The organism is Bacillus sp. F2HM (assembly GCF_019266135.1).
GTDB lineage: Bacteria > Bacillota > Bacilli > Bacillales > Bacillaceae > Bacillus > Bacillus safensis.
In genome coordinates this window covers 263,847-286,560 of record NZ_LRMO01000011.1, presented here as the reverse complement: position 1 = coordinate 286,560, position 22,714 = coordinate 263,847, and the positions used below count along the sequence as shown (strand labels likewise).

Genomic DNA, 22,714 nt, shown 5'->3' with positions numbered 1-22,714 from the left:
ATCAAAAAGGGGTGATTCCAAATGTTTCGAGCACTCTAACTGTTTTGGCAATAGGGAGACCGACAACGGAAAAATAATCACCATCTATTTTTTGAACAAACAGTGCGCCTTTTCCTTGAATGCCATAGCTTCCCGCTTTATCAAGCGGTTCTCCCGTTTCGATATAACGGTCTATTTCATTTTGCGTAAGTGTCCAAAACGTCACTTCTGTCTGTTCATAAAATGTTTCTTTTCTATTCTCTGACTGAATCGTGACACCCGTCAAGACTTGATGTGTCTTTCCTGACAATAATTGAAGCATTGAGGCCGCTTCTTCCTTGTCTTTTGGTTTCCCAAGACATTTGCCGTCAATTGCAACAATCGTATCTGCACCAATAATCACAGCTTCGGGATATAATCTTTGAATATCACTTGCTTTTTGTTCTGCCAACCATTGGACGTTCTCTGCAGGAGAAAAGTTTCGATTTATTTCTTCTTTTAATTGACTTGCTTGAATGTCATAAGAAAACCCTGCTAGATCAAGCAATTCTTTTCTTCTAGGGGATTGAGATGCGAGAATCAATTGGTTCATGTTTGTTCATCCTTTCAGGGTTTAGCCTAAGAAGTAAGATACCCATTCATCCTATCAAATGTACATCTTACCGACAATTTACGAAAATTCATTTTTCATGTTCCATCATCATTATGTTGGATGCAAAAGAAAAAAACTAGTCATTTTTTGACTAGTTTGGTTTCTTAAAATATGATTTTACGTATTTAATTGATCAAGCAGTGCCTGCTGAGATTTCCATCCGTTTTCAGCAGTAGGTTCATTTAACAGCTGCACCGCTTTCAGCAAACTGCTTTTAGCTGGTGCGTCCGTTGTTTTGGCACTTTCAAGCTCAGAGATCAGCTGCGCAACGTCCTTTTGATCCACATCATCCCCTGCAATGACCTTAGAGGATAAAACAGATGCCTTTTCTATTAAACTAGTCAGCTCCTCCGGTACTTGAAATGAGAGCTCCTTGCCTCCCCACGCCTCAAAGTGCTGATCAATCAGCTTCTTCCCAACAGCACTTGTCATGCCCTGTTCTGTCGCAAGCCCGGCAATGACATAATAGCCATCATCCATCGAGACCTTTTTCCCCGCATATCCTGCTTCTTTTAAACTGCCAACTAATTCATCTGCTCCTTTTTCAGAGGAAAACTTTCCAGCCTGTACAACATAGGTTGAAAAACTGCCAGAGGCGCTTTTTTCATCCTTATTCTCTTTTGAATCATCAGCAGTATCTGCTGGCGGCGCATCACCGCCTGCTTTCATTGATGATTGATTTCCGGATGCTGAAACGCTGATATCTCCCCCTGATGGATTCTGAGTACCATCTTGACTTAAGCTAAGTGCAAACACACCAAGGCCTGTCCCAAGAACCACTGCAAACACAATCGTTGTCATCACTCTCTTAAACGGGCCGCGGTTTTTACCGAACTTGTTTTCAAAGGAACCTTTTTTCTTTTGATAAGGTGTGACGACCTTTGGGTCAGAATGATAGATATGATCAGCTGCATCATCCCACTGGAAATCTTCTTCTTTCGGTTTAGCCGGTTCTTCCTCAGATGCAGCTGTCTCCTGTTCTGCCTGCCTTTTTTCCTCCCAATTCGAAAACGTCACTTGATCATCCTCTTGCTGTTTTGGCGGCTGGTGGTCATCTTCATGAAGCATTTCTTCTTTGCCATTAATATTGACTTTTAACCCTTGTTTTTTTGCCTGCCTTTTTTTCACTGTCATTCCCCGCTTTCTGACATTGTTTGTAAGAAAGACCTTTTTGTCCAATGAATCAGCGCGAATGTAACCCGTCCTTCTTTCTGTTTCACACTTTAACATAGCGGATAAAAAAAAGAACAAGACTTTTGTCGGCAGGGAAAAAAAGTGTTCGCCAATTTTTTCAACCGATCGACCCGGCGAACGGGAGCATGACATGAGCTCCATAGAGATACAGCCAAAAAGAAAAAGAGATCGCAGGAACAAAGGGAAATGGCTCATCTAATCGAAAAGAAAAAACCTTCGCATAGACGATTCCAGTGATACACGAGAGGAAAAGAATGAGAAGGAATGGCTTTAAGCCAAAGCAAAATGCAAGCACACCGAACAGCTTCATATCAGCTCCACCCATGCTATTTGGCTTGAAACGATCTAAACTATAAAACAAGAGAAAGCAAAAAAGAAGCGAAGCCGCTCCTTCCCACCAAATAAGAAGAGGTTCAAGCGTGCGGTATATGACGAAAAGAGGAAAAAAGAAGAGAAACAGCTCGTTTGGCACCCTCATATAAAGGAGATCGCTCACGACAGCAATCACAAATAAACTACAAAGAATCACAAGAAAAAGACCTTCAAACGAAATACCAGCGATTCTATATATGAGCAAAAAAAGACTACCTGACAGCAGCTCAACCAGTGGATATAGCAAAGACAGCCGTGTGCCGCAATGTTTACAAGTCCCCCTCAATAATGCATACGAAATTAGCGGGATCATCTCACGCAAGGAAAGCGGCTGTTTACAGGCTGTGCAGTGAGAACGAGGAAAAAGAATAGACCGCTTCAGTGGCAGCCTCTCACCAACTAGATGAAAGAACGACCCCATGGTGATGCCTGCAAGAAACACAAAAATGCCAATCATATTCAGTAACCCCTTCCGGAAATAGAATATCCCGGATTGTACCATAGCGATTCACCTTGAACACCTAATGAAAATGTGATTCCCCTCCTCTTTTACATTTCAAAAGAAAAAAGACGCACATTACATAGAAGAAATTGCGTCTTTTGATTGCCTTAAAAAACGATTTCTGATATCCGAGAAAAAGTGTTACAAATACCCTAAACCTTTTCCTTCAAACTCATAAATTTCTGATCAAATATGACAAGATAATAAAGCAGATATCCTAACAAGGAAAAGCACAAGATAGAAGTTTACCCGTCCTTTATAAAATCTCCATATACTTAATCTGTATAAGCAATTATTTTACGCCCGTTTTGTAAGAAGAGCACTAAAATTAACACTATATATTATCTCAACTACACTTCCATCACTATTAAGTAATTCATTATTTAATAGCGGTTAGAATCTTTTCCCATTATTTTTATCCTTATCATCACCTTGATCGTCTTCATTTTCTTCTTCATTTTGCTCTTCATGAAATTCAATACTGGTGTTTCCAGTAATATTGTCAAAGGGCGTATAGTAAACACCTATGCTTTTTCCTAAAATAATTCGTTTAAAAAGGATTATAACTATTAAAACAACTATTAATAACATAAAAGAAAGAAGTACTCCACTGATGATAAACAAGTTATTCCTCCTTTCAGGTGAAAATTGAGGGAAAGCGTTTTAAAAATTAAATTACAATCTGTTAATTTATAAATTAATACTACGCGATACACCTTTTTATCCATTGTACTATAAAGTTACATTAACCCTAAGATAATCCATTCCAAAGAGCAGCAGTCATTACTTGAAGTGAAATTTGATTAAAAATATCCCATAAACCTTCATAGAGGGAATAAGAAGGGATGGGCATCGAATAAAATATGTTCACTCCATATAGAATTCCTTCCCGTCATCAGCTTCAACTTGAGTACCTATTAAACCCGCTCTTTTACATTTCAAAAAAAAAAGACGCACATTGCATAAAAGCAATTGCGTCTTTTGATTACCTTAAAATACGATTTCGTATATCTGAAATAAAATAAAGAGAGCCTGTCACAAGAATCACCGCTGAAGGATCATCACTTTTTTTCTGAATGAACTCAAGCACTGTACGAGGGTCATCATCATACGACTTTGCTTCTAAATGACTGCATACATAAAGCTTTTCAGCTGATTCGGCTCTTGGAAAATCAAATGAAACAAAATGGATAGAAGAACTTACAGCTTCAAGCTTTTGAATCATTTTCTTGTACGGCTTATCTTTTAAAGCACTAAAACATATATGCACCTGTTTACTAGAAAAATGAGCTTGTACGGTTTCAATTAAACGGTCGATCCCTTCTTCATTATGTGCGCCGTCTAAATACACTGGAGGATGATCTTTGACCTTTTCAAACCTCCCAGCCCAAACTGCCTGCCGAATGCCTTCATATATTTGCTTTTTTGTCACGCTAATATAGCCTTCTTGCTCCAGCCATTCAATGAGTAAAACAGCAAGGGAAGCATTTTGCCTTTGATGCGTTCCAATTAATCCTGTTTCAAGCTGAGGATACTGCCTTTTTGATGTGCGTAACGTGAAACGTTCACCTGTTTCTGTCGGCTGCTGCTCATCAAAGCTGCAAGTATCTTGTAAGGAAATACATTCGGCATTCTTTTCTTTTGCTGTGTTTTGAATGACAGCAAGAGCTTCTGGCTGGTGGACTGCCGTAATCATTGGAATACCCTCTTTGATAATACCCGCTTTTTCAGCTGCAATCTGTTCAAGTGTGTCACCTAAAATGGCCATATGATCATGACCAATCGACGTAATCGCTGTTAAGATTGGCACAGCAATATTTGTAGAATCAAGCCTTCCGCCAAGCCCTGTTTCCAAGAGGACAAAGTCTACTTGGTGCACATGAGCAAAATAAGCAAATGCACATGCTGTAATGATTTCAAATTCTGTTGCTGCGCCAAGCTCTGTTTGATCTAATTCATCAACAAAAGGCTTGATTTCATTCACCAAACTCAGCCATTCTTCATCCTCTATAGGCGCTCCGTTCACGCTGATTCTTTCATTGAACGTTAGTATAAACGGAGAGGTGAAGGTTCCGACTGAATAGCCGGCTTCCTGTAAAACAGAACGTGTGAACGCAATGGTTGATCCTTTGCCATTTGTACCTGCAACATGTACTGCTTTTATGCTTTGTTCCGGATTTCCTAGTCTGTTCATCAGCCATTTCATTCGTTCAAGACCCGGTTTTACGCCAAAGGCCAGTCTGCTGTGAATCCACTCAATCGCTTCATGGTAGGTTGTAAACAATGTCATCTCTCATTTCATACGAAATTTTCAAAAAAGACGACTCCATTTCATTAGGAGCCGTCTTTTCACTCTTATGCTTTCAGCTCTTCAATACGCTTTTGAACAGCTTCGCGTTTTGCGACATAATCACGTTCTTTCGCACGCTCTTCTTCTACGACACTTTCAGGCGCTTTTTTCATAAAGCCTTCATTGCCAAGCTTTTTCTGAACTCGTTCCACTTCTTTTGTCAGTTTATCAAGCTCTTTTTGCAGACGAGCAATTTCTTCATCTAAGTTGATTAAGCCTTCAAGCGGCAGAATGAGTTCTGCTCCAGAAATGACAGCCGTCATCGCTTTATCACTAGCTGGGACATCTGTGCCAATTTCAAGAACACTTGGGTTCGTGAATCGCTCAATATATGAACGATTTTTCTCTAAACGTTCCTGAACATCAGACGTAGATGCTTTAATGTAAAGCTCAACTTGTTTGCTCATTGGCGTGTTCACTTCACTGCGAATGTTACGAACAGAACGAATGAGTTCAACAAGCAGCTTCATATCAGCAGAAGCTTGTTCGTTGGAAAGCTCCGGCTTCACTTCAGGCCATGCCGCTACAGTAATAGACTCACCTTCATGCGGTAGATGCTGCCAGATTTCTTCTGTTAAGAACGGCATAAACGGATGTAAAAGTCTCATTGTTTGATCTAATACATACGCAAGGATCGAACGAGTCGTTTTCTTTGCTGCTTCGTCTTCACCATAAAGCGGAAGCTTCGCCATTTCAATGTACCAATCACAGAAATCATCCCAAATGAAGTTGTATAAATGTCTGCCCACTTCACCGAATTCATACTTGTCAGCAAGCTGTGTGACACTTTCAATTGTTTCATTTAAGCGTGTTAAAATCCATTGATCAGCAACTGATTTTTCTCCTGATAAATCAAGCTCATCATACGTTAAACCATCCATATTCATTAAAGCAAAACGGGATGCGTTCCAAATTTTGTTCGCAAAGTTCCAAGTGGATTCAACCTTTTCAAAGCTAAAACGAAGATCCTGGCCTGGTGAGCTTCCAGTCGCTAAGAAATATCTTAATGAATCCGCACCGTATTTGTCGATGACCTCCATTGGATCAATTCCGTTGCCAAGCGACTTACTCATTTTACGTCCTTGTTCGTCGCGGATGAGCCCATGAATGAGGACATCTTTAAACGGTTTTTCTCCTGTGAATTCAAGACCTTGGAAGATCATGCGGGATACCCAGAAGAAAATGATGTCATAGCCTGTTACAAGCAGATTGGTTGGATAGTAGCGCTTGAAGTCTTCACTGTCTGCATCCGGCCAGCCCATTGTAGAAAACGGCCACAGCGCTGAACTAAACCATGTATCAAGTACATCGTTATCCTGTTCCCAGTTCTCAATATCTTCTGGTGCTTCAAGTCCAACGTATACTTCTTTCGTTTCTTTATGATACCAAGCCGGAATGCGGTGTCCCCACCATAGCTGACGAGAAATACACCAGTCACGGATATTTTCCATCCAATGTAAATATGTCTTTTCAAATCGGTCTGGAACAAATTGAACTTGGTCGTCCCCTTTTTGCAGATGAATAGCTTCGTCTGCCAGCGGCTGCATTTTCACAAACCATTGTGTCGATAAATACGGTTCAACGACAGCTCCACTTCGCTCACTATGACCAACTGAATGCATGTGGTCTTCAATTTTGAACAATATGCCTTCCTCTTGTAAATCCTTCACAAGCTGTTTGCGGCATTCGAAACGGTCCATTCCTTTGTATTTCAAGGCATTCGCATTCATTGTGCCATCTTCATTCATGACAAGAATACGCTCTAGCCCATGGCGGTTTCCAAGCTCAAAGTCATTCGGATCATGAGCAGGTGTAATTTTCACAGCACCTGAGCCAAACTCCATATCGACATAGTCATCACCGACGATTGGGATTTCACGGCCTGTAATTGGTAAAACCACTGTTTTTCCAATCAAATGCTGATAGCGTTCGTCATCAGGGTGTACGGCTACGGCTGTATCCCCCAGCATTGTTTCAGGTCTTGTTGTTGCAATTTCAATTGAACCTGTTCCATCTGAAAGCGGATATCTCAAGTGATAAAACGCACCTTGAACATCCTTATAAATCACTTCAATATCAGAAAGTGCCGTTTTCGTTGCTGGATCCCAGTTAATGATGTACTCTCCGCGATAGATAAGCCCTTTTTCATACAATTGAACAAACACTTGGCGAACGGCTTTATTCAGACCTTCATCTAAAGTAAAACGTTCACGGGAGTAATCGAGGCCAAGTCCCATTTTCGCCCACTGGCTGCGAATAAAATCTGCATATTCTTCTTTCCACTTCCACGTTTCTTCCACAAATTTCTCCCGGCCAAGGTCATACCGGCTAACGCCTTCTTCGCGAAGCTTTGCCTCGACTTTTGCTTGAGTCGCAATACCGGCATGGTCCATACCTGGAAGCCAAAGAACGTCATACCCCTGCATCCGTTTCATACGTGTCACGATGTCTTGGAGTGTAGAATCCCATGCATGCCCAAGGTGCAGTTTTCCTGTCACGTTTGGTGGAGGAATGACGACTGTATATGGATCTTTCGTTTTGTCATTTTGTGCTTCGAAGAATTTCCCTTCAAGCCAGTACGTATAGCGGTCTTTTTCAATCGCATTTGGATCGTACTTTGTTGGCATTTCTTGATTATTTGTTCCCATTTGTGTAACCTCCACATTTTTTCGGCTGATGAAACATAAAAAAAGCCTTTCCATCCTTATAAAAGGACGAAAAAGCTTTTTCGCGGTACCACCTTTTTTCACGAGACACATACACGTGTCCCATACACTCTAAAGGATAACGGGGTTCTCCCGAATTTCTCTACTTGTTCATTCAAGAAATTAAGCTCACAGGCGACCTTCCAAACAAGTACATCCTAGGAAACCTTTCAGCTCTTGGCTTCCCTCTCTTTAGGGTCTTGCTCGTACTCTTCCTGATCCACGCTTACGATATATCACGTTCATCAGCACATACTCATCTTTTATTAATATTACTAAATGCCTTTTGTTTTCGTCAATCATCTTTTCCGCTTTTCTTCTTCTTTATACAAATTGGGCAGGCACCCTTCGCCCTTTTGCCCATATGATAATAACAAAATGAAGAAGGAGGGCGTTTGATTTGAAGAAGATCAATCCTTACACACTTCCCCCCTGGCTGAGACAAATTCGGGCAGTTGCTTCCCAAGTCGTTCTCCCGATTGCTATATTTCAAGGATTTCGTACGATCATTTTCCCTACGACATTTGACGTCCTCATTCTAGGTATTCTTATTTTTCTCGCCTGTGCCTTTCATCTTGATTGGTTTTAAAAACTCATCATTATGTACCTGCCCATATAAAGCCAACGAAGCATAACCTCGTCATTCCGCCGATGACGAGGCACTTTGTTCTTCTTCAAGCCGTCTAGCCTGCTCAATTTCGTGAATTTTCATGACGGTCGGCTCAGAATTTTTCATCTGCCAATACGCTCTTAACAGCTGCTGGCAGCTTTCCATTTCATCCTGCCCGCCTGCTTCATAGGCTTTTACTGTATCAAACAGCCCTTGCGGATAAGCGAGGTAGCTTAGGAACAAATGCAGTTCTTCCTCTCGAAGAGGGTTTCCTTTTTGATACGTATAAAACAAAGAAGTACATTCAGGACAAGACGTAGGATAGGTTTTAAAAGTCCGAAAGTAAAAGGTCAGAAGATCATAAATGGGGGAGGCTTTTTTAGACCGCTCGAAATTGGTGAAATGTCCTGTCCCTACATCATTATACAAAAAGTGATGGATCGATAGCTGCCCATGATTTAGCACAACACGCGTTGTCTCTTTGTCTTTCATTTCTTCATGCCAATCTTCTAAACGTTCAAGCGCAAATTCACTGGCAGACATCGCCTCTGAAAAATACATAGCAGCGGCCAGCTCAAATGGCGACATATACCACGTTTGTTCTGCCCGCTCTATGAATCGTTCATACATGTCTTTCTCTGTTTCCCATTTGGTCTTGATTTGTGTGTAATGTGCTTCTATCTCTTGCTCTGTGATATCCATCATGACTTCAGTCCGCTTATGAAGTCTTGCAATCTCTTGAAATAAATATTCGTGCTTATCGTCCTGCTCTTCTCTCTTTTCATTCGTCAGCCACGGCATCAGATAGTATGCATACTGGCTTTCTCGATGACTTGAGAAAAAGGAACCGCTCGTTGTCCGATAAATCGGCACAAAGGAGCGATAGCCCTTTGATTCCAGTTCAAGCATTTGTTCTGTAAATTGCATATGCCGGCTGGCTTTTACTCGCTTTAGAGCAAATACACCCTGCTTTGTATATACCTTGATGACAGCAGGACTGACAGGTTCAATATATTCAGCCTCAAGTCCGTATTCGTATAAGACAGATTGGATTTCATCCACGTTCACTCACCACATTTTCTCGGTCAGTCATCGCTTGCTATGCATTGCTTTTTTGATATTCAGGAATATAAAGAATCTGCCCTTCCTCAAGCTCCGCATCAATCGATAATGAGTTTGTGCGAAGAAGCTGCTGCACATTCAACTGATATCTCTCACAAATACGATCGACCGTATCTTCTTGCTGAACTATACATATTTTCATGCGGGAAAAATCTTCCTCCTCCTGCTTAGCGAACAGCTTTGTTAAATAAAGAGAGTTCTCACTGCCAGACGTTTCTCTCACGTCTTCTTCAAGCTCCTCTTCTTCTTGAGCTGACTCATATATTTTAGGTGCTTCCCGTTCATATAACCGCCCGAGCTGATATTCATCATCGTGCGCCTCATGCTCAGGCTCCACTTGATCAGCAGGTGATTCAAAAGCCGGATACGACTGTACCGTTTCTTCCTGCTCTTCAGCAGCTTCCGGATCCTTTCTTACTTCCACTTCAAAGAACGGCTCTTCCCGCTCCTCTTCTTCTAATAGCTTTGGCGGTTCAAAAAATGGCGGTTCCTGCACCTGAGCTTCAGGGATGGATCGATAACCAAGCGCCACAGCTTCTTCTTGATTATTCGGCTGTTCCGGCTGTTCTGGCTCTTCAGGTTCTTCTAATTCTTCAGGTTCGTCGGACGCTTCCTCTACTTCCCTGTTCACCAATTCTATCTCAATTTCTTCTTCCTCTTCTTCTTGTACTTCCTGCACTTCCTGTTCCTCTTGCTCCGCGCGCGTGTCATGTTGGAATACAGGCTGATCCTCATCGCGCTCACGTTCTTCGTCTTGCAGCTCTTCTTGTTCTTCTTGTTCCGGCTGCAATTGATAATCGTAGGCCATATCGCCAAAATCCACTTCAGGACGATGGACAAATTCATACGGCTCCTCTACAGGCGCCGGAGGCGTTTCCTCGTCTAACAAGCCCTCAATGGCTAAATCAGCCTGAATGGTGAGCAAACGATTCTCTGTCAGCTGGTAATCAAACGCATCAATAAACACAAACACATCATTTAAATGACTAATTTTGTTCTTCGGAATGGTGATATCGACTGGAAATTGATGCAAAAGCTCCGCCGTTCCGTCTTCTCTGACCTTTACCTCATCTGCTTCCCTGTATGTTGGAAAGGAACTCAATTCACCCAATAGCTCCTCTTGATTTATGTTGTATTCTCCTGTTAGCTCGAGTGAACCTCTAATAGAAACATAATCATTCACTTCTTGAACGAGAATGTCAGGGTCGAGAGAAATTGACAGCAGCTCACTGACTTCCTGTCCGCTTTTAAAATAAATGGATTCTTCTACCGAAAACTGTAATCGATTGTTTTGAGACAAGTCGGTGTCCTCCTTTCATCTAATCCTTAAAAAATAAAATTAGATGTCAATACAGTTGTATGAGGGAGGAAGTGAAAATATGATTGGTTTTCTCTAATGCAAAAAAGCCGATATGTCTCCATATCGGCCTTTTGTTTTATCGACGTAGTTTTTGAAAAACCTTTTCCACTGTCTCAATCGTATATTCGATGTCTTCGTCTGTATGAGCTGTTGACAGGAATAGTCCTTCAAATTGAGAAGGCGGGAGGAAGATGCCGTGATCGGCCATTTCCTTGTAAAATTCAGCGAATAAAGCAAGATCAGCTGTTTTCGCTTTGTCATAATTGATCACTTCTTCATTTGTAAAGAAGAATCCGATCATGGAACCCGCACGGTTAAACGTTAATGGAATTCCGTATGCTTTTGCCGCTTTCGAAATGCCTTCTTCTAAACGATCACCTTTTCGTTTAAATTCTTCATAAGACTCAGGTGTCAGCTGTTTTAGGGTTTCTAAGCCTGCTGTCATCGCAAGAGGGTTACCAGATAACGTTCCTGCTTGATAAATTGGACCGCTTGGCGCAATTTGTCTCATAATATCCGCTCTTCCGCCATAAGCACCGACTGGAAGACCGCCTCCAATCACTTTACCAAGGCACGTCAGATCAGGTGTGATGCCAAAATAGCCTTGCGCGCAGTGATAATCCACACGGAAGCCTGTCATGACCTCATCAAAAATAAGCAATGATCCGTATTGCTCCGTGATGTCTCTTAGTCCTTGCAAGAAACCTTCTTGCGGAGGGACAACCCCCATATTTCCTGCGACCGGCTCTACAATAACACCAGCGATATCATCTCCGAATTCTTGAAAAGCAACTTGAATACTTTCTAAATCATTGTACGGTACTGTGATTGTGTTACTTGCAGTCCCTTCAGGAACACCAGGACTATCCGGCAGTCCAAGCGTTGCTACTCCAGAACCAGCTTTAATGAGCAAAGAATCACCGTGGCCATGATAGCAGCCTTCAAATTTCACAATTTTATTTCTGCCTGTAAAACCACGAGCTAGACGAAGTGCACTCATCGTCGCCTCTGTACCAGAGCTGACCATGCGAATAACTTCGATGGAAGGAACCCGTTCTGATACAAGTTTAGCTAATTCATTTTCAACTAACGTAGAAGCACCGAAGCTTGTCCCATTTTCCGCTACTCGCTGAATGCTTTCAACGACACGATCATTCGTATGTCCTAAAATAAGCGGTCCCCATGATAAGACATAATCGATGTATTCATTTCCATCAATATCATAGATCTTGGCGCCTTTGCCTCGTTCCATAAAAATCGGGTCTGTGTTGACTGATTTAAATGCACGCACAGGGCTGTTGACACCACCAGGCATTAATTGCTGTGCTTCTTCAAATGCTTGCTTTGATTTTTCATAGCTACGTCCCATTTCAACGTCCTCCTGTCTATCCGTTCTTTATTCTGAGAGCCATTTTGCTGCATCTTTTGCATGATACGTAATGATGAGTTCTGCTCCTGCACGTTTCATGCTTGTCAGCATTTCAAGAACAAGCTCTTTTTCAGAAATCCAGCCATTTTGAGCGGCGGCTTTCACCATCGCATACTCTCCGCTCACATTATAAGCAACAACAGGGAGTGTAAATTCATTTTTCACATCACGCATAATGTCTAAGTAAGAAAGAGATGGTTTGACAATCAAGAAGTCAGCTCCCTCTTCTACATCAGATTGCGCTTCTCTTAGTGCTTCTAAACGGTTTGCAGGGTCCATTTGATATGTTTTACGATCTCCAAACTGTGGTGTACTATGTGCCGCATCACGGAACGGACCGTAAAAAGCACTTGCATATTTCACCGCATATGACATGACAGGTACATGAATAAAGCCTGCTTCATCAAGCGCCTCACGAATGGCAACAACAAATCCGTCCATCATATTTGAAGGCGCGATGATATCTGCACCTGCACGCGCTTGGCTGACAGCAGTTTTCGCTAATAGCTGAAGAGATTCATCATTTAAAATTTCTCCATCTTCAACGATTCCGCAGTGTCCGTGATCTGTATATTGGCATAAGCAAGTGTCTGCAATGACCACGAGCTCTGGGAAATGCTTTTTGATTTCAAGCGTTGCTCTTTGAACAATGCCATGATCGTGATACGCCTCACTGCCTACATGATCTTTATGATCCGGCACACCAAATACAATGATCGATTTAATGCCAAGATCAACAAGCTCTTGGACTTCTTCTTTCACGAGGTCTACAGAAATGTGATATACACCCGGCATTGAAGAGACTTCTTTTCGGACATTTTCTCCCTCTACAAAAAAGATCGGGTAAATGAAATCAGATGGTCTTAAAAAGGTTTCTCTGACTAATTCTCTCATTCCTGCGCTTGTCCGCAATCTGCGGTGTCTATTAAATTTCATCAATGGTTCAACTTCCTTTCAGATAAACGGCACATTAAATCAAGCATTCCGTCTATCGTATAAGTATCTGGGGTTTCAGAAGAAATCCCGTATTGAAGCAGTGCCTCTTTTGTCAGAGGACCGATCGTCACAAAACAGGTGTCAGATGCAGCAAGCTTCGCTGCGTCTTGTTCCATCACATGCATAAAAGAATGAACAGTGGATGAGCTCGTAAATGTAATAAAATCAAATGATTGCTTTGTCATTGCTGATTTGAGAGCAGCAATTCCTTCCTCATCCTTGACTGTTTCATATAAAATCCATTCTTTTACCTCTATGCCGAGCGGAATGAGGGTCTCTTTCACCACATCTCGTGACAGATGCCCTTTTGCAACAAACACACGCTCTCCTGGGCGTACATGGTCAAGTAATGCATCTGCCAGTTCCTCCGCTATAAATCGTTCTGGCACCACATCCACCTTTAAGCCGTGCTGTTCAAGGTAGGCAGAGGTTTTCTCTCCTACAGCAGCCACTTTCAAATGGGTTAAGGCCTTATGTAAATGATGGTCTTTTATGTAGTTGAGAAAAAAAGACGCACCATTCACACTCGTGAAAACAAGCCAATGGCAATTTTCTAAGTCCTTTAAAAAGGCCTGCGCTTTTTCTTTTGTGAGCGTAGGCTCAAACCGAATAAGAGAGGTTAAAACCGCATGGCCGTTCAGCGCTTCGATCTTTTGCTGAAACACGCCCGCTTGACGTTCATTTCGAGTGACAAGCACCGTCTGTCCGTGAAGCGATTTGCCTATGCTCATTGAGACAGATCCTTTTTCACCTTGTCAATCAAATCCTTTGCTCCCTTATCGGCCATCTGCTTCGCACACGCTGTTCCAATGGCTTCAGGGTCAGTGCCTGTGACGGTTTCTCGAATAATCGTGTGCCCATCGGCAGATGCAACAAGACCTGTTAATTCAATTTCATTATGCTCATTCATCGTTGCATAGCCAGCGATCGGCACCTGACAGCTTCCATCCATTTGTTTGAGGAAGGCTCTTTCTGCAAGGACCGTTTTCTTCGTATATTCATTCGTAAATTGGGCGAGAAGCTGCAACAGTTCTTCATCATCCCCGCGGCACTCAATCGATAGCGCGCCTTGTCCAACGGCAGGAAGGCAAGTCTCAGGAGATAAAAATTCCGATACGACCTCTTTGCTCCATCCCATTCTGGACAGACCGGCAGCCGCTAGAATAATGGCATCATACTCTTCATTTTTCAGCTTTTCCAATCTTGTATCAATGTTTCCTCGAATCCATTTAATCTCAAGATCTGGTCTTTCCTGAAGAAGCTGGGCGCTGCGCCGTAAGCTGCTTGTTCCCACAATTGCGCCCTTAGGCAGTTCGCTGAGACTTAGATGATCCTTCGAAATAAGGGCATCCCGCACATCTTCACGCTCAGGAATACAGCCAATAACTAAACCTTCTGGAAGAGCAGCCGGCATATCCTTCATGCTGTGCACCGCCATATCGATGTCATGATTCAGCATCGCCTGCTCGATCTCTTTAACAAACAGTCCTTTTCCGCCAACCTTAGATAAAGTCACATCTAAAATTTGATCACCCTTTGTTACAATTTCTTTTATTTCAAAAGAATAAGAAGGGTTTAGTTCAGACAGCTTTTGAATGACCCATTTTGTTTGTGTAATTGCCAGCTTACTTCGTCTAGAACCTACTTTAATTGTACGCAATACGTCTTCCTCCCGACAATGCCTTTAAGACTCATCATTATTGAAACCAATGAAAGGTTGATAAGCTACCAAGCAGAAAATAATTAATCATCAGCACAAGAAATGAAGCGACATTCCATAGTGCCACGATTTTGCCCTGCATATTTCTCACCAATCTGATATATAAGTAAAAGCCGTATAAAAACAGCATAATAAACGAACCAAGCACCTTTGCATCTGTCCAGTACAACGTATCATACGAAATATATGCCCAAATGATGCCAAGAATTAAACTAAGCAAGAGCATAGGCACACCAATAATGTTTAATACGTACGCCATATGATCGAGCTTTGATAAGTCTTCAATTCTCAGAAGCCATTTTCCCCATTTTTTCTTTTTCAGTAAACGATATTGAAAGAGATAAAGCAGTGAAAACGCAAATGAAAGTGAAAAGGCACCGTAGGATAAAATCGCCATCGTAATATGAATCACGAGCAGTTCACTCGTCAGCTTCCCCGTCAGTTCTGCTGAATGGAGGTCAGATGGTGTAAAGGTGTGAATCGCCATCATGGAAAAACCGATCACATTTGTAAAAAAGACAATAAATTCAACGCGCAATACCTTTGTGAGCACAAGAGACAGTGTCACAAGCACCCACGTATAAAAATATAACCCCTCTGCTACATTCAACACAGGGAATCGGTCTGTTTCCATCATAATATAGAACATGTAGACTGTTTGCAGCAGCCAGACAATAGAAAGCAACCAGAAAGCCATTTTTCCAGCCTTCCGGTTGTGTTGAAGAAAATCTATGAAATAGAACAAGACACTTAGTGCATAGATTAAGATCGTCGCTTCATTGAGTCTCGCTACAATGGATTCCATCATCGCTTAATCACTCACTGGCAACTGTAGCAAAGCCTTGTGCCATATTTGGTTTGAACAGCTGAAATGATCCTTGCTCCACCTGCATTGGCTCGACCTTTTGCTCTTCATCTTCAACCTGTAAATCAAAGATTTCTTTAAAGAGTAAAAGCTTTTCCTCTGCATTCGGCTCCGCGGCAATTTCTTTTGCCTTTAAGATAGGATCTTTCAACATTTGGTTGATGATGCTTTTCGTATGTTTATTTAACAGCTTCATTTCACGATTTGTGAGGTTTGGAAGCTTCCGCTCAATACTCTGCATCGTATCGGCTTGAATCGTGAGTGCCTTTTCTCTAAGTGCAGAAATCACCGGAACAACACCTAACGTATTCAGCCATTGCTTAAATTCCACAATTTCTGCTTCAATCAGGAGCTCAACCTGCTCAGCTACTGCACGGCGCTCTTTTAAGTTGGCAGCCACGATGCCTTCAAGGTCATCAATGTCATACAAAAAAGCACCTTCTACTTCAGAAATGGCTGGATCTAAATCACGAGGTACAGCAATATCCACCATAAATAGAGGTCTGCCCTTCCGCTTTTTATTCGCACTTTCGACCATTTCTTTTGTAATGACAAATTGTTTCGCTCCCGTTGAGCTGATTAAAATGTCCGCTTCGGATAATGTTTTTTCTAATTGGTTTAAGCTCTTAGGCTCTCCTGAAAAACGACCCGCCAATTCCTTTGCCTTCTCAAACGTTCGGTTGATGACCGTTACTTGGCCAATTCCTTGACCTTGAAGGTTTTGAGCCGCCAGTTCGCCCATTTTGCCCGCACCAAGAATCAGGACATGCTTATCAGAAAGACGTCCAAAGATTTTTTTGGCAAGCTCAACAGCTGCATAGCTGACAGACACGGCATTAGACGCAATATCCGTTTCCGCATGAGAGCGTTTTGCAACGGTTACCGCCTGTTTAAATAAATAATTGAAAACGGTACCAATGGTCTTCTCCTCTTGAGCTACTTTAAAGCTGGAACGTACTTGACCGAGTATTTGCGTTTCACCAATGACCATGGAATCAAGTCCACAGGCCACACGGAATAAATGCTCAACCGCTCCATCGTTTTCATAAAACTTCAAATATGGAGAGACATCTTCCTTTTCTAAACCGAACCAATCGGCTAAAAATCTTTTTATATAAAACCGTCCAGTATGAAGCTGATCTACTACTGCGTAGATCTCTGTTCGATTACATGTTGAGATGACGATATTCTCTAGAATGCTTTTTTCTTCTTTAAGCTTGGACATCGCTGTTCCGAGCTCACTCGGTTCAAAGCTCAGCTGTTCCCGTATCTCAACAGGGGCTGTTTTATAATCTAAACCCACAACAAGAATATGCATAACTTCAGCTTGCACCCCCAACGCCCTGTCTAATTTATAATAATTACAATATAGAATTTATTATTTATAATGATTATAACATATATTCATTTTTAACTGGATAAAAATTGTGAACAGATTTCAAAAAAGTTGTGATATAGTAGAAAAATGTTCGACACCAATTATGCCATATCATCACTTCAAGCAATTTACCAGATTTGGCGCGTGCGGACAAATGATCTGCTTAAAAGAAGGTGACATCTTTGAAGAAGAAATCCATTTTGCTGCCGCTCACTTTACTGGCTGTAGCGCTATATGCCATTCTCTCAGGAGGTCAATTTGACATTTGGAAGGATCAAGAGAAATGGTATACACTTTTACTGCTTTTTGGCCTCGCTTTTTTATATCAAGGAAAAAAGGAGCAAGAAAACGCTCATGTGTTTATCGGTATGCTCATGACAGGCCTTTCGCTACACTTTATTCTTCAGCCTAAATTGGACCATTGGCCAGACACATTTACAATGATTGTGTTCATCGTAGGACTTGCACTCTTTGTGAAATCATCTCAGAAAAAAGAATATCGCATTGAAAGTGTTGTGCTGATCGCACTCGGTTTGTTCCTTTATTTCTTTCAGCAAATTACAAAACAGCTAAGTTCCCTTTCGATCCCTGTTTCCAGCTTTGAGTTGTACTGGCCTTATGTACTGATTGCTGTCAGTCTCCTCTTATTATTTTTAAAAAGGAAATAACTTATACAATAAAAAAGGCATCTGCTCATCGCAGATGCTTTTTTTAGCCGTTTACTTTCGCAAGGATCGCATTCCAAGCTTCATCTTTTCCTTTTTTTGTTTCAGAAGAGAATAAGATGAGTTCATCTGATGGGTCAATGTCGAGCGTCTGTTTGACGACTTTCGCATGTTTTTCCCATTTGCCTTTTGGAATTTTATCCGCTTTTGTTGCGATGACGATCACGGGAACTCCGTAATATTTAAGGAATTCATACATGTTCACATCATCTACTGATGGCTTGTGGCGCAGGTCCACAATTTGGACGACTGCTTTTAATTCTTCACGCATTGTAATATACGTTTCGATCATTCTACCCCAGGCCTCGCGCTCTGTTTTTGATACTTTGGCAAAGCCGTAGCCCGGAACATCCACAAAATGGAGCATATCATTAATAATGTAGAAATTAAGCGTTTGGGTCTTTCCTGGTTTAGAAGACGTACGCGCTAAATTTTTACGATTAATCAATGAGTTGATGAACGAGGACTTTCCAACATTTGATCGTCCAGCAAGCGCGATTTCAGGCAGTCCGCCGCTTGGGTACTGCTCTGGTTTCACCGCACTAATGACGATATCTGATTTTGTTACTTTCATCTTCCCTCTCCTACCAACGCTTTCTCAAGCACCTCATCTAAATGTGAGACCGGAATAAAGGTTAGTCCTTCTCTCACACTTTCAGGAATATCATCAATATCCTTTTCATTGTCCTTTGGAAGAATAATGGTTTTCAATCCTGCACGATGTGCGCCTAATGCTTTTTCTTTTAGTCCGCCAATCGGAAGCACTCTTCCTCTTAACGTTATCTCTCCTGTCATACCAACCTCTTTTGACACAGGACGTCCTGTGAGTGCTGATACAAGAGCCGTCGCAATGGTGATACCAGCTGATGGCCCGTCCTTTGGAACCGCACCCTCTGGAACATGGATATGAATATCGTGCTTTTCATTAAAATTAGGATCAATGTTCAGTTCATCTGCTTTGGAACGAATATAACTGAATGCCGCCTGTGCAGATTCTCTCATGACATCGCCAAGCTTACCTGTTAACAAGAGCTTGCCTTTACCAGGAGAAAGTGATACCTCAATTGATAAGGTGTCTCCTCCAACTGTCGTATACGCAAGTCCTGTGACAACCCCGACTTGGTCTGTCGTTTCAGCCTGACCATAACGGTAAAGTCTTTTTCCGAGAAATTCAGATAAGTTCTTTTCCGTCACTGTGATGCGTTTGCGGTCTTCAGCCACAATCGCTCTTGCCGCTTTTCGGCAAATGGCCGCAAGCTGACGCTCTAATCCACGAACTCCTGCTTCTCTTGTGTAATAGCGAATCATATCATAAATCGCTGCTTCACGAAGCTGCAAGTTCCCTTTTTTTAATCCGTGCTCCTTTAGCTGCTTCGGCAGAAGATGATCTTTCACAATCTCTGCTTTTTCAACCTCTGTATACCCTGCAATCGTGATAATCTCCATTCTATCACGAAGTGGACCCGGAATGGTTGCTAAATTGTTGGCAGTAGCAATAAATAACACCTGCGATAAATCAAATGTCTCTTCAATATAGTGATCGCTAAAGTTGTGATTTTGCTCAGGGTCCAGCACTTCAAGCATCGCAGAAGACGGATCACCTCTAAAATCAGAGGACATCTTATCGATTTCATCTAAAAGAAACACCGGATTCATTGTGCCTGCCTTACTCATCCCGCGAATGATACGGCCTGGCATCGCCCCTACATAAGTTCTTCTATGTCCACGAATCTCAGATTCATCACGCACCCCGCCAAGAGAGATACGGATAAACTTTCGGTCAAGTGATTTAGCAATCGATTTGGCAAGTGACGTTTTCCCTACCCCGGGAGGTCCTGCTAAGCAAAGAATCGGCCCTTTTAATGAATTGGTCAGCTTCTGTACAGCAAGGTATTCAAGCACACGTTCTTTGACTTTTTCCAGCCCATGATGCTCATCATCTAAAATTTCACTTGCAAGCTTTAAATCTAGACGATCTTCTGTATAGATGCCCCATGGAAGATTGATCAGCCAATCAATATAATTTCGAATGACAGAGCTCTCCGCAGAGCTTGAAGGAATTTTTTCATAACGGTTCAATTCTTTTAACGCCGTTTCACGAACAGACTCAGGCATGCTGGACTCTTCGATTTTAGACATTAATGAACTGACTTCGCCTGTTTTCCCTTCCTTGTCTCCAAGCTCCTTTTGAATGGCTTTCATTTGTTCACGCAAATAATATTCTTTTTGCGTTCGTTCCATTGAACGTTTGACGCGCTGTCCAATTTTCTTTTCAATTTCAAGCACTTCTTTTTCATTGTGGATTAAGCTGATGACACGATTCAGACGTTTTTTGACATCCACTGTTTCCAGTACTTCTTGTTTGTCCTTTAATTTAAGCGGCAGGTGAGAAGCGACGATATCTGCCATTCTCCCCGGTTCCTCAATATCCGTCACCGTTGCATATGTTTCAGCTGAGATTTTTTTTGAAATTTTTATGTACTGATCAAAGTGATCTAACAAAGTGCGCATGAGTGCTTCTGCTTCTGCGTCCTTTAACTCTTCTTCTGCCAATTCTTTAATATCGACGGACGTATAGTCCTCCAGCTCCACGTATGACTCGATCTGCGCTCGATTTAAGCCTTCAACGAGTACACGAATCGTTCCATTCGGCAGCTTCAGCATTTGTTTGATTTTTGTATAGGTGCCGACTTTGAAAATTTCCTCTTCACCTGGTTCATCTATTGAAATTTCCCGCTGTGTTGCTAGAAAAATCATATGATCGTTCATCATCGCCTGTTCTAATGCTTGAACAGACTTCTCGCGTCCAACGTCCAAATGCAAGACCATTGTTGGATAAACAAGCAAGCCTCGCAATGGGAGGAGCGGAACATTCTTTTTGATTTCATCTGCCATGTTGATTGACACCTCCGTCACTAGTATGAATCATTATAATATACCTGTTTCAGTCTTGTACAATGTAAAAGACTTGAGAAATGATGATCTTACCGTAGTATACCCTTTCTTTTTATCTTGAAAAAGAAAAAAAGATCTATTTCACTAAAAAATCCCCATATGTGATGGGGATTAAACAGATTTTCTTTTCATTTCCTCTTCTAGTCCATCTTTCTTCTCGTCTGGCGGGTTGACCAAACACTGATCCAGCACCTCTTGGAAGTGCTTCACAGGCACAATGGTGACGCCTTCAATCTCTTTTAAGATCGACTGCTGGTTGTCATAAGGAATAATCACGGTTGTGGCACCAGCTTGTTTCGCCGCCTTAATCTTCGGTATCACACCGCCGATCGGCTTCACCTGACCCTGCAATCCGATTTCACCTGTCATCGCTGTCAGATGATCAATCGGGATTTGATGAATGGCAGAGAAAATCGCCGCCGCCATGGCAATCCCAGCAGACGGTCCATCAATAGGGGCACCGCCTGGAAAATTAATATGGATGTCATATTCATTTGTCCGTATGCCCAAGTTTCTCAGCACTGTTAATACATTTTCAACAGATCCTTTTGCCATACTTTTTCGTCGAATAGATTTAGACTGACTGCCAATACTTTCTTCTTCTGCAATGCCTGTAATGTTGATACTTCCTTTTTCGAGTGCCTTACATATATTCACTTCAATCTCGAGCAAGGCACCGCTGTTTGGTCCGTAGACTGCCAGACCATTCACTACACCGACTTTTGGCTTTTCCGGTACTTTTTGTTCATATCTTGGTGTCAGCTGGCTTGAGTGAATGACCCACTCGACATCGGCGATCGTGATGTCTTTTCTGTTTTCCGTGACGGCCATTCCAGCGGCAATCTGCACCATATTGACTGCTTCACGGCCATTTTTCACATAAGAGGTTAACAGGTTCAGCCCTTCATCACATAATTCCTTTTGGATTTTCTTGACAGCCTTAGCAGCAACAATTTTCAGTTCATGCTGGTCAAGGTCCTTAAAGAAAATTTCCAAACACCTCGATCGAATCGCTGGTGGAATTTCTCCAGGTGTTCTTGTCGTGGCACCAATCAATCGAAAATCAGCCGGAAGCCCATTTTGAAAAATGTCATGAATGTGATTCGGAATTTGGGTGTTTTCCTCGCTGTAGTAGGCACTGTCTAAAAATACTTTCCGATCTTCAAGGACTTTCAGCATTTTGTTCATTTGAATCGGATGCAGTTCCCCAATTTCATCGATAAACAGAACCCCGCCATGCGCATGCGTAACGGCTCCTTGTTTTGGCTGCGGAATGCCTGCCTGTCCCATAGCTCCCGCCCCTTGGTAAATCGGGTCATGCACGGAACCAATGAGCGGGTCGGCGATGCCTCGTTCATCGAATCTTGCGGTTGTGGCATCGAGCTCCACAAATACCGCATCTTTCTTAAACGGTGAATCAGCATGACGTTTCGCTTCTTCCATGACAAGACGGGCAGCGGCTGTTTTTCCAACCCCCGGTGGTCCGTAGACAATGACATGCTGAGGATTCGGTCCGCACAGCGCTGCTTTTAGAGCACGAATGCCGTCTTCCTGCCCTACAATATCTTGAAATCCCTTTGGCCGGACTCTCTCTGATAAAGGCTCACTCAGCTTGATTGACCGCATCTTTCTGAGTGCTTCCATTTCTTTCTTTGATTCTTTGTCTATCGTCACCTTTTGTGTGCGCTGGTTTCGCAGTAAGTTCCAAAAGTACAGCCCGATGACGATACCAAAGAACAGCTGTATAAATAATACGATTCCTGTCCAGCTCAATCGGTGCTCCCTCCTTCATCTATCGTA

General features: G+C 42.2%; 19 protein-coding genes and 1 other annotated feature. Of the genes, 2 read left to right on the top strand and 17 right to left on the bottom strand.

The features are described 5' to 3' along the window. Nucleotide 1 precedes the first annotated feature (1 nt). The 6 genes from AWT60_RS08395 to AWT60_RS08370 form a co-directional block, all read right to left on the bottom strand. Nucleotides 2-571, bottom strand: a complete 570-nt coding sequence (locus AWT60_RS08395) for a Maf family protein (protein WP_024423165.1) — start codon at nucleotides 569-571, stop codon at nucleotides 2-4. A gap of 177 nt (nucleotides 572-748) precedes the next feature. Further along, the gene (locus AWT60_RS08390; protein WP_226014647.1) at nucleotides 749-1,765 is read right to left on the bottom strand and encodes an SPOR domain-containing protein; all 1,017 of its coding nucleotides are present in this window, start codon (nucleotides 1,763-1,765) and stop codon (nucleotides 749-751) included. 157 nt (nucleotides 1,766-1,922) lie between these two features. Further along, complete coding sequence (locus AWT60_RS08385) at nucleotides 1,923-2,654, bottom strand: prepilin peptidase (protein WP_087975704.1); 732 nt, start codon at nucleotides 2,652-2,654, stop codon at nucleotides 1,923-1,925. Nucleotides 2,655-3,092: 438 nt separating this feature from the next. Then, nucleotides 3,093-3,290 carry a DUF3951 domain-containing protein gene (locus AWT60_RS08380; protein WP_087975929.1) on the bottom strand — a complete coding sequence of 66 codons (198 nt, stop codon included), beginning with the start codon at nucleotides 3,288-3,290 and terminating at the stop codon, nucleotides 3,093-3,095. 394 nt (nucleotides 3,291-3,684) lie between these two features. Then, the gene (locus tag AWT60_RS08375; RefSeq protein ID WP_218677122.1) at nucleotides 3,685-4,989 is read right to left on the bottom strand and encodes a bifunctional folylpolyglutamate synthase/dihydrofolate synthase; all 1,305 of its coding nucleotides are present in this window, start codon (nucleotides 4,987-4,989) and stop codon (nucleotides 3,685-3,687) included. 65 nt (nucleotides 4,990-5,054) lie between these two features. Then, a complete protein-coding gene (locus AWT60_RS08370) occupies nucleotides 5,055-7,697 on the bottom strand; it encodes a valine--tRNA ligase (protein ID WP_073206700.1) in 2,643 nt (880 codons plus the stop codon). Nucleotides 7,698-7,756: 59 nt separating this feature from the next. Further along, nucleotides 7,757-7,986 (bottom strand) — a binding site (T-box leader). A gap of 168 nt (nucleotides 7,987-8,154) precedes the next feature. Here AWT60_RS08370 and AWT60_RS08365 point away from each other — a divergent pair. Further along, on the top strand, nucleotides 8,155-8,343 hold the full coding sequence (locus AWT60_RS08365; protein WP_003216497.1) for a hypothetical protein: 189 nt from the start codon (nucleotides 8,155-8,157) through the stop codon (nucleotides 8,341-8,343). A 51-nt stretch (nucleotides 8,344-8,394) separates the two neighbouring features. On the opposite strand, the gene ysxE is transcribed toward AWT60_RS08365, so the two are convergent. From ysxE to hemA, 8 genes are all read right to left on the bottom strand, one after another. Continuing rightward, a complete protein-coding gene (gene ysxE / locus AWT60_RS08360) occupies nucleotides 8,395-9,426 on the bottom strand; it encodes a spore coat protein YsxE (RefSeq protein ID WP_034621137.1) in 1,032 nt (343 codons plus the stop codon). Between the two features lie 37 nt (nucleotides 9,427-9,463). Further along, nucleotides 9,464-10,786, bottom strand: coding sequence for a LysM peptidoglycan-binding domain-containing protein (locus tag AWT60_RS08355; RefSeq protein ID WP_218677121.1), 1,323 nt, complete (start codon nucleotides 10,784-10,786; stop codon nucleotides 9,464-9,466). A 136-nt stretch (nucleotides 10,787-10,922) separates the two neighbouring features. Beyond that, nucleotides 10,923-12,215, bottom strand: coding sequence for a glutamate-1-semialdehyde 2,1-aminomutase (gene hemL / locus AWT60_RS08350; RefSeq protein WP_024427834.1), 1,293 nt, complete (start codon nucleotides 12,213-12,215; stop codon nucleotides 10,923-10,925). Nucleotides 12,216-12,242: 27 nt separating this feature from the next. Next, nucleotides 12,243-13,211 carry a porphobilinogen synthase gene (gene hemB / locus AWT60_RS08345; RefSeq protein ID WP_029706177.1) on the bottom strand — a complete coding sequence of 323 codons (969 nt, stop codon included), beginning with the start codon at nucleotides 13,209-13,211 and terminating at the stop codon, nucleotides 12,243-12,245. Beyond that, complete coding sequence (locus tag AWT60_RS08340; protein WP_218677120.1) at nucleotides 13,211-14,002, bottom strand: uroporphyrinogen-III synthase; 792 nt, start codon at nucleotides 14,000-14,002, stop codon at nucleotides 13,211-13,213. Before AWT60_RS08340 ends, hemB begins: the two co-directional genes overlap by 1 nt. Beyond that, a complete protein-coding gene (gene hemC, locus AWT60_RS08335) occupies nucleotides 13,999-14,931 on the bottom strand; it encodes a hydroxymethylbilane synthase (RefSeq protein ID WP_034279812.1) in 933 nt (310 codons plus the stop codon). The genes AWT60_RS08340 and hemC overlap by 4 nt, the downstream gene beginning before the upstream one ends. Nucleotides 14,932-14,968: 37 nt before the next feature. Then, nucleotides 14,969-15,799, bottom strand: coding sequence for a cytochrome c biogenesis protein (locus AWT60_RS08330; protein ID WP_024423174.1), 831 nt, complete (start codon nucleotides 15,797-15,799; stop codon nucleotides 14,969-14,971). 7 nt (nucleotides 15,800-15,806) lie between these two features. Then, nucleotides 15,807-17,174 (bottom strand): glutamyl-tRNA reductase, encoded by a 1,368-nt coding sequence (gene hemA / locus AWT60_RS08325; protein WP_024427831.1) that lies wholly within the window; start codon nucleotides 17,172-17,174, stop codon nucleotides 15,807-15,809. Nucleotides 17,175-17,416: 242 nt separating this feature from the next. On the opposite strand from hemA, the gene AWT60_RS08320 reads away from it, so the two are divergent. After that, nucleotides 17,417-17,902, top strand: coding sequence for a hypothetical protein (locus AWT60_RS08320; protein ID WP_163114876.1), 486 nt, complete (start codon nucleotides 17,417-17,419; stop codon nucleotides 17,900-17,902). A gap of 43 nt (nucleotides 17,903-17,945) precedes the next feature. Here AWT60_RS08320 and yihA read toward each other — a convergent pair whose 3' ends face one another. The 3 genes from yihA to lonB form a co-directional block, all read right to left on the bottom strand. Next, complete coding sequence (yihA, locus tag AWT60_RS08315) at nucleotides 17,946-18,533, bottom strand: ribosome biogenesis GTP-binding protein YihA/YsxC (RefSeq protein WP_024423177.1); 588 nt, start codon at nucleotides 18,531-18,533, stop codon at nucleotides 17,946-17,948. Further along, nucleotides 18,530-20,854 carry an endopeptidase La gene (gene lon, locus AWT60_RS08310; protein ID WP_024423178.1) on the bottom strand — a complete coding sequence of 775 codons (2,325 nt, stop codon included), beginning with the start codon at nucleotides 20,852-20,854 and terminating at the stop codon, nucleotides 18,530-18,532. The genes yihA and lon overlap by 4 nt, the downstream gene beginning before the upstream one ends. A 171-nt stretch (nucleotides 20,855-21,025) precedes the next feature. After that, nucleotides 21,026-22,687, bottom strand: coding sequence for an ATP-dependent protease LonB (gene lonB, locus AWT60_RS08305; RefSeq protein WP_218677119.1), 1,662 nt, complete (start codon nucleotides 22,685-22,687; stop codon nucleotides 21,026-21,028). Nucleotides 22,688-22,714 lie beyond the last annotated feature (27 nt).

Bases quoted from the DNA above. Each gene is read 5' to 3' on its own strand.
- AWT60_RS08395 (WP_024423165.1), bottom strand. From the start codon at position 571: ATGAACCAATTGATTCTCGCATCTCAATCCCCTAGAAGAAAAGAATTG.
- AWT60_RS08390 (WP_226014647.1), bottom strand. From the start codon at position 1,765: ATGACAGTGAAAAAAAGGCAGGCAAAAAAACAAGGGTTAAAAGTCAAT.
- AWT60_RS08385 (WP_087975704.1), bottom strand. From the start codon at position 2,654: ATGATTGGCATTTTTGTGTTTCTTGCAGGCATCACCATGGGGTCGTTC.
- AWT60_RS08380 (WP_087975929.1), bottom strand. From the start codon at position 3,290: ATGTTATTAATAGTTGTTTTAATAGTTATAATCCTTTTTAAACGAATT.
- AWT60_RS08375 (WP_218677122.1), bottom strand. From the start codon at position 4,989: ATGACATTGTTTACAACCTACCATGAAGCGATTGAGTGGATTCACAGC.
- AWT60_RS08370 (WP_073206700.1), bottom strand. From the start codon at position 7,697: ATGGGAACAAATAATCAAGAAATGCCAACAAAGTACGATCCAAATGCG.
- hemL (WP_024427834.1), bottom strand. From the start codon at position 12,215: ATGGGACGTAGCTATGAAAAATCAAAGCAAGCATTTGAAGAAGCACAG.
- hemB (WP_029706177.1), bottom strand. From the start codon at position 13,211: ATGAAATTTAATAGACACCGCAGATTGCGGACAAGCGCAGGAATGAGA.
- AWT60_RS08340 (WP_218677120.1), bottom strand. From the start codon at position 14,002: ATGAGCATAGGCAAATCGCTTCACGGACAGACGGTGCTTGTCACTCGA.
- AWT60_RS08330 (WP_024423174.1), bottom strand. From the start codon at position 15,799: ATGATGGAATCCATTGTAGCGAGACTCAATGAAGCGACGATCTTAATC.
- hemA (WP_024427831.1), bottom strand. From the start codon at position 17,174: ATGCATATTCTTGTTGTGGGTTTAGATTATAAAACAGCCCCTGTTGAG.
- yihA (WP_024423177.1), bottom strand. From the start codon at position 18,533: ATGAAAGTAACAAAATCAGATATCGTCATTAGTGCGGTGAAACCAGAG.
- lon (WP_024423178.1), bottom strand. From the start codon at position 20,854: ATGGCAGATGAAATCAAAAAGAATGTTCCGCTCCTCCCATTGCGAGGC.